The organism is Acinetobacter uliginosus (assembly GCF_044130295.1).
Classification (GTDB): Bacteria; Pseudomonadota; Gammaproteobacteria; order Pseudomonadales; family Moraxellaceae; genus Acinetobacter.
The window spans coordinates 1-14,032 of sequence record NZ_JBIQOC010000007.1 but is presented as its reverse complement, the minus strand read 5'-3'; the positions used below and the strand labels follow the sequence as shown (position 1 = coordinate 14,032).

Below are 14,032 nucleotides of genomic sequence, written 5' to 3'. Positions count from 1 at the left end.
TTCAATTTTTATTGGGGGAGATACTAGCTATCTCCCCTTTGTTTGTTTTATTCCGCAAAGTTTGCAAACATAATTTTAGGAAAATTTTTCATGAAGTGGCGTCTAACATGATTGAAGTCACTGAGATCATGTTGATTTTTTTCAAAATAATTAACCCAGGCTAAAGTTGCATCTTGGTCATTTAAGTTGGGGTTAACATTCAGAAATAAAGCTAAATCAAATGTACGGTCAATATTAAACTCTTTGATTAGTGCAACAGCAGTCGAGCGGGCTTCTTCTGAAACAGAGAATTTTGGGGAAAAGTAGTTATTCATAGCTGAACTTCCTTAAAAAACTATATAATGAAATTTAGAAAGGTTAATTTGTTTTTAATAGAACAATATAACCTTCTGTAGGTTAAAATATCACTGTAAAACACAATTATCAAGTTAATTTAACCTGTAGTAGGTTAAATTTTTATTTTAAAGGTTGTTATGATTAGATGTAGGCTGTCAACTTTGATGGGTGAGCGAAAAATTTTAAAGCTAAGTGAGGTAGCTCAAGCAACTGGTATTAATCGCAATACGCTAACGAGTCTTTACTATGATCGTGCAATACGAATTGAGCTTTCGGTTGCTGATACCTTGTGTAAATATTTTAATTGTAATATGCAGGATTTATTTGAATACAGCGAAGATTCGTAAATCAGGGAACTAAGTAGTCCATAATTTATTGATAAATTTAGAAATAAATTAGAGTGGGCAAAGTTTTATGCTAGTGATAGCTTAAATTTTGATTAATATATTTTTTTGCTAAAACATGAGCATAGATTCTGCCTACTAACAAAATTAAGCAGCATAACGTTAATGTTGATAGAAAGGGAATAAGCGAGGTAATAAAAGGATTTTCTTGAAATATGAGTCCCATAAAATTTGGTAATCTTCCCGTAAAGAAATAGAATCCACTGATTATTAAGACACAGATTATCAAGCAAATTGCGATAGCATGTTTTTGATAGCGAAAATATGTCTCATTACGAAACGATGAGATACATTGATTACAATAAGGAAATCTCTGATAGTCTTCATAAGAAAGCATTCCATCACCATTTTTACATGGCAATGAGTGATTAATTGTTAGATCACCGCCACACACATTGCCTGTATTTGAATGACCGACAGAAACAAAATTATTTGCCATAAAAATCCTAATTATTTACTTTAAATTAATATTTTTTCCTGCAATATTCCCATCATTGTCATTACCAACCGTTACAACATTACCCCTAAGTGATTCTGCTGTATTTTGAGTTAATAACCCTGCCAAGATATGTCTTTGTACAGTTTCTGATGCTTGTCGAAATAATTCAATCAGCATTTTTTCTTGTGTTGTCAGACTTAAAGACTCTCTTTTTCCAGTTAAAACGTAATTAATATCAAAGCCTAAATCCGTAAGTTTAGCAAGATACTCTGCATCTGGGGAACGTTTGCCAGTTTCATAATTAGACTGGGTGGGAATTGCTACACCAACAAATTCTGCTACATCTTTTGCTTTTAAATTCAATCTATTACGTTCTTCTGTTAAAAAAATCTTATTCATTCGAATAAATCCTATTGATTTAAGTTAATCAAACGATTAATATTAATTTGTTAGCGATACTTACATAGTGTAACACGCTCGAGATTGTCATGAACTAATACGCAAGGATAAACGATATGAAAGGAAAGCCATTCTTGGTACGGCTACCGAATCCTGAAATTCGTGAGGCTTATAAACGATATTGTTCAGATCATTTAAGAAGTCTTGATGCGCAGTCATCAGTACTGATTATGAGAGAACTTAAAACCCAAGGCTATTTGAATGATTTATCAAGTATAGATCAAAAAATGCTACAAAATAGATAGATGCTGTGGGCTAAATTTAAAAAGTAAATATTTTCATTCGGCAAAAAGTATAAAAGCCCATGGTTACGACATGAGCTTTTATGAATGTCTTGATTGGCATCTAGACACTTCAATTTTGATGGATAGGGGCATTTTTGTCAATCCTACCTCAAGGTCGCTTTTTGCCTGTTTTTAATAAATAGGAGGCTCACATGAGCACTAAATTTAAAAATGGTCAGTCACGCTACCAATCAAAAGCAAAAGTTGTGAGCATCAAAAAATTTCAGTTATTGACGTTGGTTAAGGCAACCCGTTGTTTAAGTGATACAGAGTTCAAAGAATATGGTAATGCTTACCTCGAATTTCCCGTGATTATTCAGGGAGATGGAAGTCCATCAGAAGTTTTTAATCTGTATTTGCTGAAAAAACTTGAGCAAAGAATACAGTACGATTTTAAAACTTTTGCATCTATTGCGAATCAGCTTGTTGATTTTCAGCGCTTTTTGGAAGATGAACAGCTAGATTGTTTGAAATTCCATAAACTGAAACAGTTGAATGCGATTTTTAAATATCGTACTCGTCTGATTGAGCAAGCGAATGCAGGTCTAATTTCCGCTAGCTCAGCACGTAATCGAATTAATGCTGTTGTGAATTTTTATCGATTTCTTGTTACAGAAGATTTGATCGATCACCAACGTTACGGGCTTCCTTTCCAAGATGTTTACAAATATATTGCCGTCGATAATGAATTTGGTGCACGTAGAAAAATGGCAATCAAGTCGCATGATCTTGCGATTCATGTGCCTGCTAAAGCTCATAATTCTGAAGTGATTGTAGATGGTGGAGAGTTAAGTCCACTGACCGTTGAAGAACAAATAATCATATTAAAAGCATTGCTGAAGTCATCACGTGAATATCAGTTGATGTTCTATCTTGCATTATTCACTGGCGCACGTTTGCAAACTATTTGTACTTTAAGAATCTGTCATTTGCCGGATAAGAAAGTTGATAGTCATAGCTTTATCCATCTGTCAGTTGGATCGGGTACAGGTATTGATACTAAATTTCAAAAGCCGATGACTTTATTAATTCCAGGTTGGTTAGTACAAGATCTTAAAATCTATATTAATAGTGAGCAAGCACGTCAGCGTAGACAGAAGTCCAATTATGGGGATTCAGATAAAAATTATGTATTTCTCACCAAGCTTGGTACGCCTTTCTACACAAGCAAAGCAGAACAGCAAGAACTAACAGAGAAGATTAAAGCCTCTGACTCATTTGGAACTAAACTTAAACTCTATGAAGGCGAAGCGGTGCGCAGTTACTTAAAAGTCGTGCTATTACCAGAAATCCGCTTGATTGATCCACAATTTCAAAGCTTTAAATTTCATGATTTACGTGCCAGCTTTGGTATGAATTTACTGGAAAGCAAGTTACAGCATCTGCCCGAAGGACATTCGGCTATGATAGCTGTCGAATATGTGCAAGCACGCATGGGCCATTGCAACATCAGAACCACTTTACAGTACTTGAACTATAAATCACGATTGCAATGGCGTAGTAAAATTCAGCATGAGTATGAGTCAAACTTGATGCAGTATGTGATGTCTTCTGTCAATTCAGCAGGAGAATTGTCATGAATTTTAGACGCTCTCAGCTTTTTTTGCATATTGCAGATAGCAATAGACAGATTATAGAACATGAACGACTTGTTCTTGCTTGTAAAGATAAAACCGCTGCATTTAGTTTTAAAACTTTAGATATCGGAACTCTCTTTTTTCGTAAAAGAGAATTGTATGAAACTGTATCTGAAAATGAAATTTCTGCATCGTTTGATGAAAAAAGACGTTATTTTTTGCAGTGTTTAACTGACTATTTACTGCAAATGAGCGGATCCGATCTATCAAAAGGATTGTTTTATTATACAAGCAAAACTTTTTTAGACTGGATTGATAGTCAAAACAAAAATTTTGACTTATCGAATAAAGACAGTGTGATCGATGCGTATCGTCGTTATAGCAAATATTTAGTTGATCGCACTTTGCTTACGGATACAGAAGAGGAAAGTTTGGCTGCACATACAGCAAAGCAGTATCAGCGTAATGTAGCCAAATTAATAGCATATGTATTTGACTGTCACGAAATTGATATTGTTAGTCAAGCGATGCAAGTACAGTCTCAGCGTTATGATGTTCCTATATTACCGATTGCGGAGGAAGATCATCAGAAGACTTATGCTACTTTGCTTAATGTATTTCTTGAAATCCACCGTATCGTTGTTCAAGAAGGAAACTTTCCCGCACATTTTCAATCTGTGAATGAAGAAGACTTCTATTTTTACTCGGGCTTTCATCATCAAACTGAAAAACAGCATATCCAGTTTGATATACAGAGTTATTTAGCCAAATATAGCTCGATTCCGACATTGTCAAAGATGTTGGCTGATTTTGAATTAGAAGAAGATAGTGAATATCGAAAGCGTTTACGTGAGAATCGCAATCAAGCCATTCGTAACCTTGAGGAACGTAATAAAGACAAACGACACATGGAGCGAGAGCGACTTGCTTCCTATGGTCTTTGCATCGGCATGCTGTTATTTATCGCAAAAACTGGAGCCAATCTAGATACAGCACAGCAGTTGCAATTCGATACAATGGAAATCTTGCCATCAACACAAGGACGTCGTTTTTCAGGTACAAAAAGCCGCGCAGGTGGAAAGACGGTACACCCTGAATTTGGGGTGAAATTTGAGCCAATTTTTAGAAAAATTTTAGAACTTCGGGCTTGGTATATCCAAGATGAACCATGTGATTTCATCTTTCCGTTACGTAACGAAATTCAACAGTTGGGACCTGTTAGCTACGGCAGATTACAATTAATAAAAAAGTTTTTTCAGCGCATTTTCCCCAAAATGGTTTGGATTACACCGCAACAGTGGCGTAAGCATGTCAGTAGTCAATATGTACAGCTCAGCGATGGAGATTTATTGCTCGAAGCTGAAAAAATGGGACACTCACTCGATACTGCGAAGAAAAACTACAGTCGAACTTCATTTAAAGATGCGAGTCAGCAAATTTCGCAATTCTTTCATGAGTTGCGGGACGTTGCCGTAGAAAAAACTCGAACTGTTGAACGTATTGCTGTGCGAACTTTAGATGAAACTGTTGATGCTCAGATCTTACCTGTAGGTGCATGTATTACAGCAGCTCCACAGCCTGAAAAAGCTATTGGTTTTACCGCACAAGCTCCAACCCCAAACTGCCAACAATTTGAGAATTGCCTGTTCTGTCAACACTATGCAGTCCACGCTGATGAAGAAGATATACGTAAGCTTTTGTCACTAAAAAGTTTACTCGGCTATGTCAAACAAAAAGCAACGGATTTGATCAAATGGGAGTCGCAGTTCGGTGTTGTTCTACATCGTATTGATGAAGTACTGACTGAGTTGTCAAACCCTTATGAAACTTTAAGAGATCGTATTTTGTCGATTCAGGAAGAAGTTGAAAGTGGCGATTTAGACGCGTATTGGCTGAATCATTTTGAGCTTTTAATTGATTTGGGGTGGATATCATGAGTTCATTTAATTCATATTTGTATTCACTGGGTATTTCTGAACGCTTTTTACCTGATGAGTACAACTTACAGAATAATCAGCTGACTGTTCCAGCATCTTTTGTATTGTCTCGAATGAAAAATGGTGGAATTCTGTCCATTTACTCAGATAAGGTTTGGGACCTGTCACCGTATTTACCGAATTGTATTTGCCGTTTGAATTTTAATACGTGGCTTGAAAATGCGCGTGAAGATGATTTTCTATTTTGTCAAATTCGCATAGAAATGAAAAAAATTATCTTTGCTTTACTTTATATAAAATCTGGCAAGTCGATTATTAAAAGTATTGAACAGCGGCATACTGTTTTGCGCCAGTTTGCTGCAATTGCATACCGAAATGGTTGCACCTTGCAGCAATTATTTAGTGATGCTGCTTACAGACAAAAAGTCCAAGATGCTTATGTTAATGTGGGTTATCAAAAAGCAATCCATATTAAAGCATTTTTAACTGATTGTGTTGCATTGCAACAGCAATATCCATCACTCATACCAGCATTTAGTACATATAAACCGATTGAGCATTTGGCAAAGTTCGCTGCTCAATTACACTTACAATCCAACAAAGTTGGTCCACAAACCAAGCTCATTCCTTCACGTATTTACATAAACTTAATCAATAGCTTGGCAGAAAAACTGAAAGAATTTAATCAGTATGCCCCTGCACTTCTGAAATGGTTTCAGCGCAAGCAGCAGGATCCAACTTTTGCACTGATGCCGACTGAATTCAAGCGAAAGCGTACTCTACATCCGATCAGTTTTGTTGATGCTCGTGATTTGTTTGGTCTAACAGCACTTTTTGAACGTAATAATATTCAAAAACATGCAAACCTTACTCTCTATATGACAGCCATTCAAGGTATGGCAAAACTTTGGATTCATTTGTTCTCTGGTATGAGAGATGAAGAGGTGAGTCAGCTGTCTTATGACTGCTATCGAACTATTCAAAGTAATGAGCATCTTGTGCACGTCATTATGGGCTATACCTCTAAATTACATGGTGGTGGAAACAAGTCCACGTATTGGATCACTTTTGAAGATATCCAGTTTGGGGTGCGTGCAGCACAAAGCATTGGTGAAATCTACGCCCTGCTCAACCCACATTATGATATGTCTAATCCTGCTGAATACCCATTATTTCCAACCCTATACTCGCAGAAACATCGACATAAAAAGAACCGAAATATTGAAAATGAAACCGATTTTATTTCCAATTTTTCAGGCGCACCGACCCGAACACAGTCCAATTTTAACGAGTATTTGAACCATATTTCGGCATTACTTGGCGATGAGTTACGCATCTGTGAAGCTGATATAGCAGAGCTAGAAGCATTCGATGGTTTTCGTAACTGGCGTGAAGAGAAAGACTGTCAAATTGGTGAATACTGGAATATTTGTACCCATCAGTTCAGGCGTTCACTCGCAGTATATGGTGCACGTTCAGGCATTATCGGACTTGGGGCCATGTCGGTTCAATATAAACATTTAACCGAAGCGATGACTTTGTATTATCGAGATAATGCGGTGTTTGCTCCAAACATTTTAGCCAGTGATAGCCAGAAAGAATTTATTCAAGAACTAGAATATCAGCGTTTGGTACATTCTTATGCCCAGTTCGAGGACAGTGTAATTAATAGTTCTAGTCGGTTGCTCGGTGGGGCAGGAACCTATTTGCAGCTGCAAAAAGACCGTGAGCAATTACTGACAGTATTTCCAAACCGTGAGGAAACGATTAAGCGCATGAAAAAAGGGGAAATTGCCTATAAACCTAGCCTCTTTGGTGCTTGTACTAATCCTGATTCTTGCGAAAAAATTTCTTTTACTGCGATTACGAGTTGTCTAGGTTGTGCTCATGCAGTTTTTGATACTGGCAGTGCTGAGAAAATGCAAAAAGCGGTTCAGCGTATACAGCGAGTAAGAGATACACAAGTGCAAGGCAGTTTACTGTACGGACAAATGGATAGCGATATTATGGCTTTAAACAAGACTATTCATAAAATTAAAACGATCAATATTGAGGTTTAAAATATGAGTGTACTCAATGAATATTATGCCGCTTTAGAGCGCTTAAAAGCCAATAAACCAACCATTTTAGCCAAAGGCTCTGCCATTAATAATGACACCGTGGCGCTTGAAGCTGGACGTAAACGGGGTTCGATTAAGAAGAGCCGTTATGCCGCACTGGTAGAGGCGATTGAGCTGGCTGCGCAAGAAGCAGGACAAAATGCTCTTTCGCCTACACAACAGGTTGAAAAAGCTAAAAGCAAGACCAAGGCGGTGAAAACTGATTTTGAGCAGTTAAGGGACGACTATGAAAAACTGCTGGAAAAGTGCAGTTCTCTGCTGTTAGAAAATTTTGAGTTAAGGCAGAAAATTGATTCGTAATGGTATGTATACTGAGCAACATAAAGTTCAAAAGCCTAATCAAGTAGAGGATTAGGCTTTTAGGGTTAGCAGAATTTAATTTGTACACTTAATACTGGCCCGACAATAACAATCAGTCGCCAGCATTATCAGATAATTCTTGATATTTTTTATGAAAAGTATTAAGTATTTCATCTAAATACTGTTGGCAGAGTGGATTTAGTCTGATAAAAGCGGCCTTTAAACCTGAGAGCTGTTTATTTTTTTCCCAGCCTGCATAATTAGCTAGTTTGTCATCTACAGTATGAGAATGTTTGATACTATTATTTAAACATCTAAGCTCATTCATTGCCTGATAATTGGTAAAGGCTTCTATCTCGATATGTTTGTTTTTTAATTTTTTTTTCAGTTCTTTAAAATAAAACAGTTTTTTTTGATCAATATCGGGATAGATAATCTTGATCGCGCGTTTAGTTGTAATTTCTATTTTTTTGTAAAGTGCAATAATTGCTAGCTCATATGCAAGTTCTTCTACTTCTTTAAGCTCTGTGTTTTGATCAATTAGGCCTTCTTGTATAGACCATTTGTCATCCTCGCTGAGTGAGGATTCATGTTCTAAACTTTGATACTGTTGTTGAAGTTCCTTAGATTCTTTTGCATTATATGTCGTTATACTGTCAATTAGTCTATTAATTTCATCACCTGTATAGGTGGTAAGCATTTTTAATTGTAATGATTTAATATCTGACACTTTTATTCTCCTAATAAACTTATAGATTCAAGAATGACTTTAAAATAGCAGAATTATCATACATTTATAAAATAATTGATACCCATATTCTCCAAAAGAGGGAGGTTGTAGGTAATCTTTCTGATAATGCCGAACTATTAAAAAATAAATAAAGAAAAGCTATCACTTGTTGCTTTAATCCCTGCAATTGAATTAATTGCTCAAGAGGTAAGGCAAAATGTTTTTTCGCCTGCTCAGCAGCTTGAACAAGCAAAAAACAAGATAAAAGTAGTTAAAAGTGATTATGAGCAGTTAAAGGAAGATTATGAAAAATTGCTGGAAAAAGTGAATTCACTGCTGTTGGATAATTTTGAGTTAAAATAAAAAACGCATCTCTAAAGATGCGTTTTTAATGTAATAAAATAAAAAATATTTTTTATGAAGCTTCAGAAATTGTTGCACCGGCTGTACATGTTTTTGGAGCCAATTTTGTAACTACAGATGTATTGCAAACCCAAGTTCCAGCAGTGCCTGCATTTGAATCGGCAGAGCGTTTCCATTGAATTTTCAGGCCGTTAACCTGAGTGGTGCCCGCTATTGTACAAGTAATAGAAGCTGAACCTGTTGCTAAAATAGTTGCTTCAAAAGCGCTACAACGAGCAGTTGAAGCACCTGGTAAACCTAAAGCTTGTAATTTTGCTGCAGTGTTCCCTGATAAGGCTGTAGCTTCTGCAGTTGTAAGGCCTTGAGAAAGCTTTTCTTCAATATTAGTTTTAATTGGTGAAATTTCAGCTAAAGAACCTGAAACTTGAGAGCGTGCAGTATAATCCTGATAAGCAGGAATCGCAATTGCAGCTAAAATACCGATAATAGCGACAACTATCATCAGCTCGATCAATGTAAAGCCTTTTTGAGCATTCATAACATTCTCCACAAATGTTTTGTTAATTTATTTATAAGCTTTGTAAGCTAATTTATAGTTTGCACAAAGTGTGCCAAAGAATATTATCCAATTATTATGCATGAAATCAATACATTGTTTAATGGATTAAAAATCTTAAAAATTCACAAAGTAAATATATGTAATTAAGTGACAGAAATTGTCAGTTTTGTTGGTTTTATAATATGTAAAATGAAAGTTGCTTGTAGCAGAAAAAGCTAAATTATTAGCAGCTAAATAAGCAGACAACTATATTAGTTTAGTCCCTGTGTGGGGAGGAAAGCAATTTGAAATTGAAAGTGCTGTTCTATGCTAAATGTTCATATATGAGGAAATGATAGAATGAAACGGCTTAAAGACTTCAAAATAACCGAACAAATACCTCGTCCAACTGTAAAAGTTGTGTTTATACAATTTTGTGATGACGAAGCGACTCGGCGTATTGTTCTGCATAATACAAGACGTGTGATTCTTCAGCATAAAGAAGAAATACAGAAGTTGGCTTATAAATGAGTCTGGATTTTTTTATTCGGTTTTAACTTATTAAAATTTTAAAATAGCTCATGACCAGTCCGCTTTTATAAAATTCATCCTATCGCACTAAGTAAAAGCCATTTTCGAATATGGACAAAACTCAAAAATTTGTCCATTAAAAAGCATGTCCATATGGACAAAATGAATTAAGAAGTAAAACAAGATAATTCAATGGTTTAATTTATGTCCATATTGACTTACTTATGGATTGTATCGAGTTGATGATTGTTGTCGCTATTATTGGTATTTTGGCTGCAATTGCGATTCCTGCTTATCAAAGCTACACTATTCGTGCAAAAGTAACTGAAGGTTTATCTTTGGCTGCTGCTGCCAAGACAGCAGTTGCTGAAACATTGTCTTCACGCAGTTCTGGTGCTGTTGCAGCTTATGCAGGTACTGGCGCAGCAGCAGATGGCTCTTATGGCTTTGAGTTTACGGCAACAGAAAATGTAGCAAAAATTGAAATTGCTGCAGTTGCAGATGTTGCAGCTCCAGCAGTAGGCGCAGGCTTAATCACGATTACTTATGCTGGTCAAGTTGCAGGTGCCATGACTGGTGATAAGGTTTATCTACAACCAGGTAGCGGCACTATTGCCAATGGTGCATTACCAACTGCTGCAGTTTTACCAGGTCAACCAATTGTTTGGGGTTGTGCTGTAGCTGATGCTAAAGATTATAAATATGTACCATCTAACTGCCGAGTAAAAAAATAATTTAGTTTTAGTCTATAAAAACCGTGCTTTCTTCGGAAAGTACGGTTTCTCTTTGGAAAAAATAAAAATGAATATAATTATTTTATCAATCAAAAAAACGTAGTTTTCTCAAATATGTCCAAACGCCTAAATTTTTTCCTCAGCCATTTATTGCTCTCATTTTTAGTCGCTTTATTGGTGATTGGATTGGTGTTTTTTATTTGGTATCCATCGCCACTTGCCACAGCTGTTGGCGTAACGCATATCTTTTTAATGCTGTTGGTTATCGACGTAATTTTAGGACCATTACTAGGTTTATTAGTTTATAAAGAAGGCAAAAAAACACTAAAATTTGATCTTAGTGTCATTATTCTCATTCAAATCGCGGCTTTATGTTATGGGGTGTTTAGTATTGAACAAGGTCGTCCTGCATGGTTGGTTTATAATGTAGATCGTTTTGAATTGGTTAGAAAAAATGAATTAGTTGATACTAATATTCAGCATGCACAGCCACAATTTCAACAACCTTCATGGTTTAAACCGCAATATGTTGCCACTGAATTTGCTAAAGACACACAACAACGCAATGATGAAATGTTTGCAGAAGTATTTAGCGGTATTTCAATTTCACAGCGTCCAGAACGCTATGTAGAACTGACTCAAGCAAAAAACCGAATCCAACAACGTGCAGTGCCGCTTAAAGAATTAGAACAATACAACCCCAAAACAGACGTTGAAAAAACTTTAGCCAAATATCCAAAAGCAGATGCGTGGCTACCCTTAAAAGCCAATGCAATAGATATGGTAGTTTTAGTCAATAAAGAATCTGCAAGCATCATCAAAATAGTAGACTTAAGACCGTGGGAATAATTTTAACGGCATATTTTTTACTCCGTTTATTAAAAAGCCACTAAGTTCATAAACTGAGTGGCTATATCAATCAAATAGTCCGAGTACTTTGCCTCAACTCAAAATTTTCTAGCAATAAAGAATTACACTTTTCCAAAAGCTTTTCATAATCTTCTTTCAGCTGCTCATAATCACTTTTTACCGCCTTGGTCTTAGTTTTCGCTTGCTCAATCCGTTGTGCAGGCGAAAGAACATTTTGCCCTGCTGCCTGTGCAGCTTGCTCAATTGCCTCAATTAATGCAGCATGACGGCTCTTTTTAATCGAGCCTCGTTTACGTCCAGCCTCCATTGCAACCGTATCGTTATTAATGGCAGAGCCTTTGGGTAGAACCTCTGGTTTGTTGGCTTTTAATCGCTCTAAAGCAGCGTAATAATCATTAAGTGCACTCATATTTTACACCTCAATATTAATCGTTTTAATTTTTTGAATCATTTTGTTTAAAGCCAAAATCTCACTGTCCATTTGCCCGTATAGCAGACTGTTCTGTACTTGCATATCTCGCTGCCGTTGTAGTCGCTGAACCGCTTTTTGCATTTTTTCAACACTCTCAGCATCAAACACAGCATGGGCACAACTCAAACAACTGGTAATCGCAGTAAATGAAATTTTTTCGCAAGAATCAGGATTAGTACAAGCACCCAAAAGACTCGGTTTGTAAGCAATTTCCCCTTTTTTCATGCGCTTAATCGCTTCATCACGGTTTGGAAATACTGTGAGTAATTGCTCGCGGTCTTTTTGTAGCTGCAAATAGGTTCCTGCCCCACCAAGTAAACGGCTAGCACTATTAATTACACCATCTTCAAACTGAGCATAAGAATGCACCAAGCGCTGATATTCCAGTTCTTGAATAAACTCTTTTTGACTGTCACTCACTAAAATATTTGGTGCAAATACCGCATTATTACGGTAATACAACGTCATAGACTCTGTTAGATGCTTAAATTGGACTGACAAAGCGCCAAGTCCGATCATGCCTGAACGAGCGCCATAAACTGCAAGCGAACGTCTAAATTGATGGGTACAGATATTCCAGTACTCACCAACTTGGCAGTCTTTTTCTTCTCGCCAATTGCGGAAACCATCAAAAGTTTCAAGCTCGGCGATATCACTTTCTGTGATTTTCAACCCATCTCCAAGCAAGACAGAAATACGGCTTAAATACTGATTAAAATTAGACTGTGTTCGAGTCGGAGCACCCTCAAAATTAGAGATAAAATCCGTTTCATGCTCAATATTGCGGTTATTTTTATTTCGATGCTTTTGCGAGTTTAGCGTTGGGAATAATGGGTATTCAGCAGGATTAGACATATCATAATGTGGGTTGAGCAGAGCGTAGATTTCACCAATGCTTTGTGCTGCATGTACGCCTACTTGAATATCTTCAAACGTAATCCAATACGTAGACTTGTTGCCACCCCCGTGTAATTTTGATGTATAGCCCATAATGACATGCACAAGATGCTCGTTACTTTGAATAGTTTGATAGCAATCAGAAGACAGCTGATTCACTTCATTATCTCGCATCCCTGTAAAGAGATGAATCCAAAGCTTAGCCATACCTTGAATCAGCGTCATATAACGGGTGAGGTTGGCATGTTTTTGAATCTGATGATTCTCAAAAATCTGAGTTAACCCCAGCAAATCACGTGCATCGTTGAAACTTATCGCTCGTTTAGCACGTCTAAACTCAACAGGCATCAGGGCAAAATTTACATCTTGCTGAATCCGTTGAAACCATTTCAGCAAAGCAGGCGCATTTTGATTAAACTCGTTTAATAAATCTGCTAAAGCATTAATTAAGGCAATATAAATACGTGAAGGAATAAGTTTTGTTTGCGGACCGACTTTACCTGATCGCAAGCGTATTTGTGCAGCAAGTCTTGCTAAATGCTCAATCGGTTTATATGTACTAAACGCAGGAATGAGCAATGGGTACTGCTGCTGTAATGCAAAACAATCCGTTAAAAATGCTTTAATGTGAATGGCTTTTTGAGAGATGGATCCGGAAATTTGAACAACTCCTATAAGTGATATTCTGCTCCTCAAATGATGTTATAAACATCAATATATGGAGTATTTTATGGCACGTAGACCAAGAAGAAATCATTCAAATGATTTTAAAGCTAAGGTAGCACTTGCTGCGATCAAAGCAGAAAAAACACTTGCTGAATTGAGTTCTGAGTTTGATGTTCATCAAAACCAAATTATTGACTGGAAAAATCAATTGATCTCAGCTTCCTCGCAAGCTTTCGATCAATCAAAAGCTCCATCAGACCCCCCCATTGATCTTAGAACCTATCCAGAATATTTTCTATGCAAAAGTAGCCTTAAAAAGGCTAAATTAATGAACTGAAGGCTCGTATTTAGGTGCTTTTCACAGTTTTTCCAGAG

Annotated in this window: 15 protein-coding genes and 4 pseudogenes; 11 read left to right on the top strand and 8 right to left on the bottom strand. The window is 36.6% G+C overall.

What is annotated here, in order from left to right; translation table 11 throughout:
- Positions 1 to 47: 47 nt before the first annotated feature.
- Entirely contained in the window at positions 48 to 314 is a 267-nt protein-coding gene (locus tag ACE01T_RS02760) for a hypothetical protein (RefSeq protein WP_005328315.1), read from the bottom strand.
- 159 nt (positions 315 to 473) lie between these two features.
- Between ACE01T_RS02760 and ACE01T_RS02755 the strand changes: the two genes are divergently transcribed.
- Entirely contained in the window at positions 474 to 683 is a 210-nt protein-coding gene (locus tag ACE01T_RS02755; protein ID WP_005328314.1) for a helix-turn-helix domain-containing protein, read from the top strand.
- Positions 684 to 753: 70 nt separating this feature from the next.
- Here the strand turns inward: ACE01T_RS02755 and ACE01T_RS02750 are convergent, their stop codons facing one another.
- Together ACE01T_RS02750 and ACE01T_RS02745 are read right to left on the bottom strand one after the other, a co-directional pair.
- Positions 754 to 1,179 (bottom strand): hypothetical protein, encoded by a 426-nt coding sequence (locus ACE01T_RS02750; protein ID WP_005328313.1) that lies wholly within the window; start codon positions 1,177 to 1,179, stop codon positions 754 to 756.
- A gap of 15 nt (positions 1,180 to 1,194) precedes the next feature.
- Positions 1,195 to 1,578 (bottom strand): helix-turn-helix domain-containing protein, encoded by a 384-nt coding sequence (locus ACE01T_RS02745; protein ID WP_005328312.1) that lies wholly within the window; start codon positions 1,576 to 1,578, stop codon positions 1,195 to 1,197.
- A gap of 116 nt (positions 1,579 to 1,694) precedes the next feature.
- Here ACE01T_RS02745 and ACE01T_RS02740 point away from each other — a divergent pair, with 116 nt between their 5' ends.
- From ACE01T_RS02740 to ACE01T_RS02720, 5 genes are all read left to right on the top strand, one after another.
- On the top strand, positions 1,695 to 1,883 hold the full coding sequence (locus ACE01T_RS02740; RefSeq protein WP_005328311.1) for a hypothetical protein: 189 nt from the start codon (positions 1,695 to 1,697) through the stop codon (positions 1,881 to 1,883).
- Between the two features lie 191 nt (positions 1,884 to 2,074).
- Entirely contained in the window at positions 2,075 to 3,502 is a 1,428-nt protein-coding gene (locus ACE01T_RS02735) for a tyrosine-type recombinase/integrase (protein WP_395518672.1), read from the top strand.
- Positions 3,499 to 5,436, top strand: a complete 1,938-nt coding sequence (locus tag ACE01T_RS02730; RefSeq protein ID WP_136143658.1) for a hypothetical protein — start codon at positions 3,499 to 3,501, stop codon at positions 5,434 to 5,436. Before ACE01T_RS02735 ends, ACE01T_RS02730 begins: the two co-directional genes overlap by 4 nt.
- The gene (locus tag ACE01T_RS02725) at positions 5,433 to 7,496 is read left to right on the top strand and encodes a hypothetical protein (protein WP_395518671.1); all 2,064 of its coding nucleotides are present in this window, start codon (positions 5,433 to 5,435) and stop codon (positions 7,494 to 7,496) included. The genes ACE01T_RS02730 and ACE01T_RS02725 overlap by 4 nt, the downstream gene beginning before the upstream one ends.
- Before the next feature lie 3 nt (positions 7,497 to 7,499).
- On the top strand, positions 7,500 to 7,856 hold the full coding sequence (locus ACE01T_RS02720; protein ID WP_395518670.1) for a hypothetical protein: 357 nt from the start codon (positions 7,500 to 7,502) through the stop codon (positions 7,854 to 7,856).
- A gap of 112 nt (positions 7,857 to 7,968) precedes the next feature.
- Here ACE01T_RS02720 and ACE01T_RS02715 read toward each other — a convergent pair whose 3' ends face one another.
- Complete coding sequence (locus ACE01T_RS02715; RefSeq protein WP_395518669.1) at positions 7,969 to 8,586, bottom strand: hypothetical protein; 618 nt, start codon at positions 8,584 to 8,586, stop codon at positions 7,969 to 7,971.
- Positions 8,587 to 8,734: 148 nt separating this feature from the next.
- On the opposite strand from ACE01T_RS02715, the pseudogene ACE01T_RS02710 reads away from it, so the two are divergent.
- Positions 8,735 to 8,949, top strand: a pseudogene (locus tag ACE01T_RS02710) (hypothetical protein); the annotation flags it as partial.
- Positions 8,950 to 9,001: 52 nt separating this feature from the next.
- On the opposite strand, the gene ACE01T_RS02705 reads toward ACE01T_RS02710, so the two are convergent.
- Positions 9,002 to 9,487 carry a pilin gene (locus ACE01T_RS02705; protein ID WP_395518668.1) on the bottom strand — a complete coding sequence of 162 codons (486 nt, stop codon included), beginning with the start codon at positions 9,485 to 9,487 and terminating at the stop codon, positions 9,002 to 9,004.
- A 360-nt stretch (positions 9,488 to 9,847) separates the two neighbouring features.
- Here ACE01T_RS02705 and ACE01T_RS02700 point away from each other — a divergent pair, with 360 nt between their 5' ends.
- The 3 genes from ACE01T_RS02700 to tfpZ all read left to right on the top strand — a co-directional run bounded on the left by ACE01T_RS02700 (position 9,848) and on the right by tfpZ (position 11,601).
- Positions 9,848 to 10,018, top strand: a complete 171-nt coding sequence (locus ACE01T_RS02700) for a hypothetical protein (protein WP_395518667.1) — start codon at positions 9,848 to 9,850, stop codon at positions 10,016 to 10,018.
- Positions 10,019 to 10,242: 224 nt separating this feature from the next.
- Entirely contained in the window at positions 10,243 to 10,752 is a 510-nt protein-coding gene (locus ACE01T_RS02695) for a pilin (RefSeq protein WP_395518666.1), read from the top strand.
- 114 nt (positions 10,753 to 10,866) lie between these two features.
- Positions 10,867 to 11,601, top strand: coding sequence for a TfpX/TfpZ family type IV pilin accessory protein (tfpZ, locus tag ACE01T_RS02690; protein ID WP_395518665.1), 735 nt, complete (start codon positions 10,867 to 10,869; stop codon positions 11,599 to 11,601).
- Positions 11,602 to 11,671: 70 nt separating this feature from the next.
- On the opposite strand, the gene ACE01T_RS02685 is transcribed toward tfpZ, so the two are convergent.
- Positions 11,672 to 12,031: a hypothetical protein gene (locus tag ACE01T_RS02685; RefSeq protein ID WP_395518664.1), complete on the bottom strand. Its 360-nt coding sequence runs from the start codon at positions 12,029 to 12,031 to the stop codon at positions 11,672 to 11,674.
- A gap of 3 nt (positions 12,032 to 12,034) precedes the next feature.
- Positions 12,035 to 13,633 (bottom strand): annotated as a pseudogene (locus tag ACE01T_RS02680) (hypothetical protein); the annotation flags it as partial.
- Between the two features lie 76 nt (positions 13,634 to 13,709).
- Between ACE01T_RS02680 and ACE01T_RS02675 the strand changes: the two are divergent.
- Positions 13,710 to 13,934: pseudogene (locus ACE01T_RS02675) on the top strand (transposase); the annotation flags it as partial.
- Between the two features lie 2 nt (positions 13,935 to 13,936).
- Here the strand turns inward: ACE01T_RS02675 and ACE01T_RS02670 are convergent.
- Positions 13,937 to 14,032: pseudogene (locus tag ACE01T_RS02670) on the bottom strand (IS5/IS1182 family transposase); the annotation flags it as partial.

Excerpts from the sequence above, each read along its gene's own strand:
- ACE01T_RS02700 (WP_395518667.1), top strand. The coding sequence starts at position 9,848 with ATGAAACGGCTTAAAGACTTCAAAATAACCGAACAAATACCTCGTCCA.
- ACE01T_RS02735 (WP_395518672.1), top strand. The coding sequence starts at position 2,075 with ATGAGCACTAAATTTAAAAATGGTCAGTCACGCTACCAATCAAAAGCA.
- ACE01T_RS02745 (WP_005328312.1), bottom strand. The coding sequence starts at position 1,578 with ATGAATAAGATTTTTTTAACAGAAGAACGTAATAGATTGAATTTAAAA.
- ACE01T_RS02695 (WP_395518666.1), top strand. The coding sequence starts at position 10,243 with ATGGATTGTATCGAGTTGATGATTGTTGTCGCTATTATTGGTATTTTG.
- ACE01T_RS02725 (WP_395518671.1), top strand. The coding sequence starts at position 5,433 with ATGAGTTCATTTAATTCATATTTGTATTCACTGGGTATTTCTGAACGC.
- ACE01T_RS02760 (WP_005328315.1), bottom strand. The coding sequence starts at position 314 with ATGAATAACTACTTTTCCCCAAAATTCTCTGTTTCAGAAGAAGCCCGC.
- ACE01T_RS02755 (WP_005328314.1), top strand. The coding sequence starts at position 474 with ATGATTAGATGTAGGCTGTCAACTTTGATGGGTGAGCGAAAAATTTTA.
- ACE01T_RS02720 (WP_395518670.1), top strand. The coding sequence starts at position 7,500 with ATGAGTGTACTCAATGAATATTATGCCGCTTTAGAGCGCTTAAAAGCC.
- ACE01T_RS02685 (WP_395518664.1), bottom strand. The coding sequence starts at position 12,031 with ATGAGTGCACTTAATGATTATTACGCTGCTTTAGAGCGATTAAAAGCC.
- ACE01T_RS02705 (WP_395518668.1), bottom strand. The coding sequence starts at position 9,487 with ATGAATGCTCAAAAAGGCTTTACATTGATCGAGCTGATGATAGTTGTC.
- ACE01T_RS02740 (WP_005328311.1), top strand. The coding sequence starts at position 1,695 with ATGAAAGGAAAGCCATTCTTGGTACGGCTACCGAATCCTGAAATTCGT.
- ACE01T_RS02750 (WP_005328313.1), bottom strand. The coding sequence starts at position 1,179 with ATGGCAAATAATTTTGTTTCTGTCGGTCATTCAAATACAGGCAATGTG.
- tfpZ (WP_395518665.1), top strand. The coding sequence starts at position 10,867 with ATGTCCAAACGCCTAAATTTTTTCCTCAGCCATTTATTGCTCTCATTT.
- ACE01T_RS02730 (WP_136143658.1), top strand. The coding sequence starts at position 3,499 with ATGAATTTTAGACGCTCTCAGCTTTTTTTGCATATTGCAGATAGCAAT.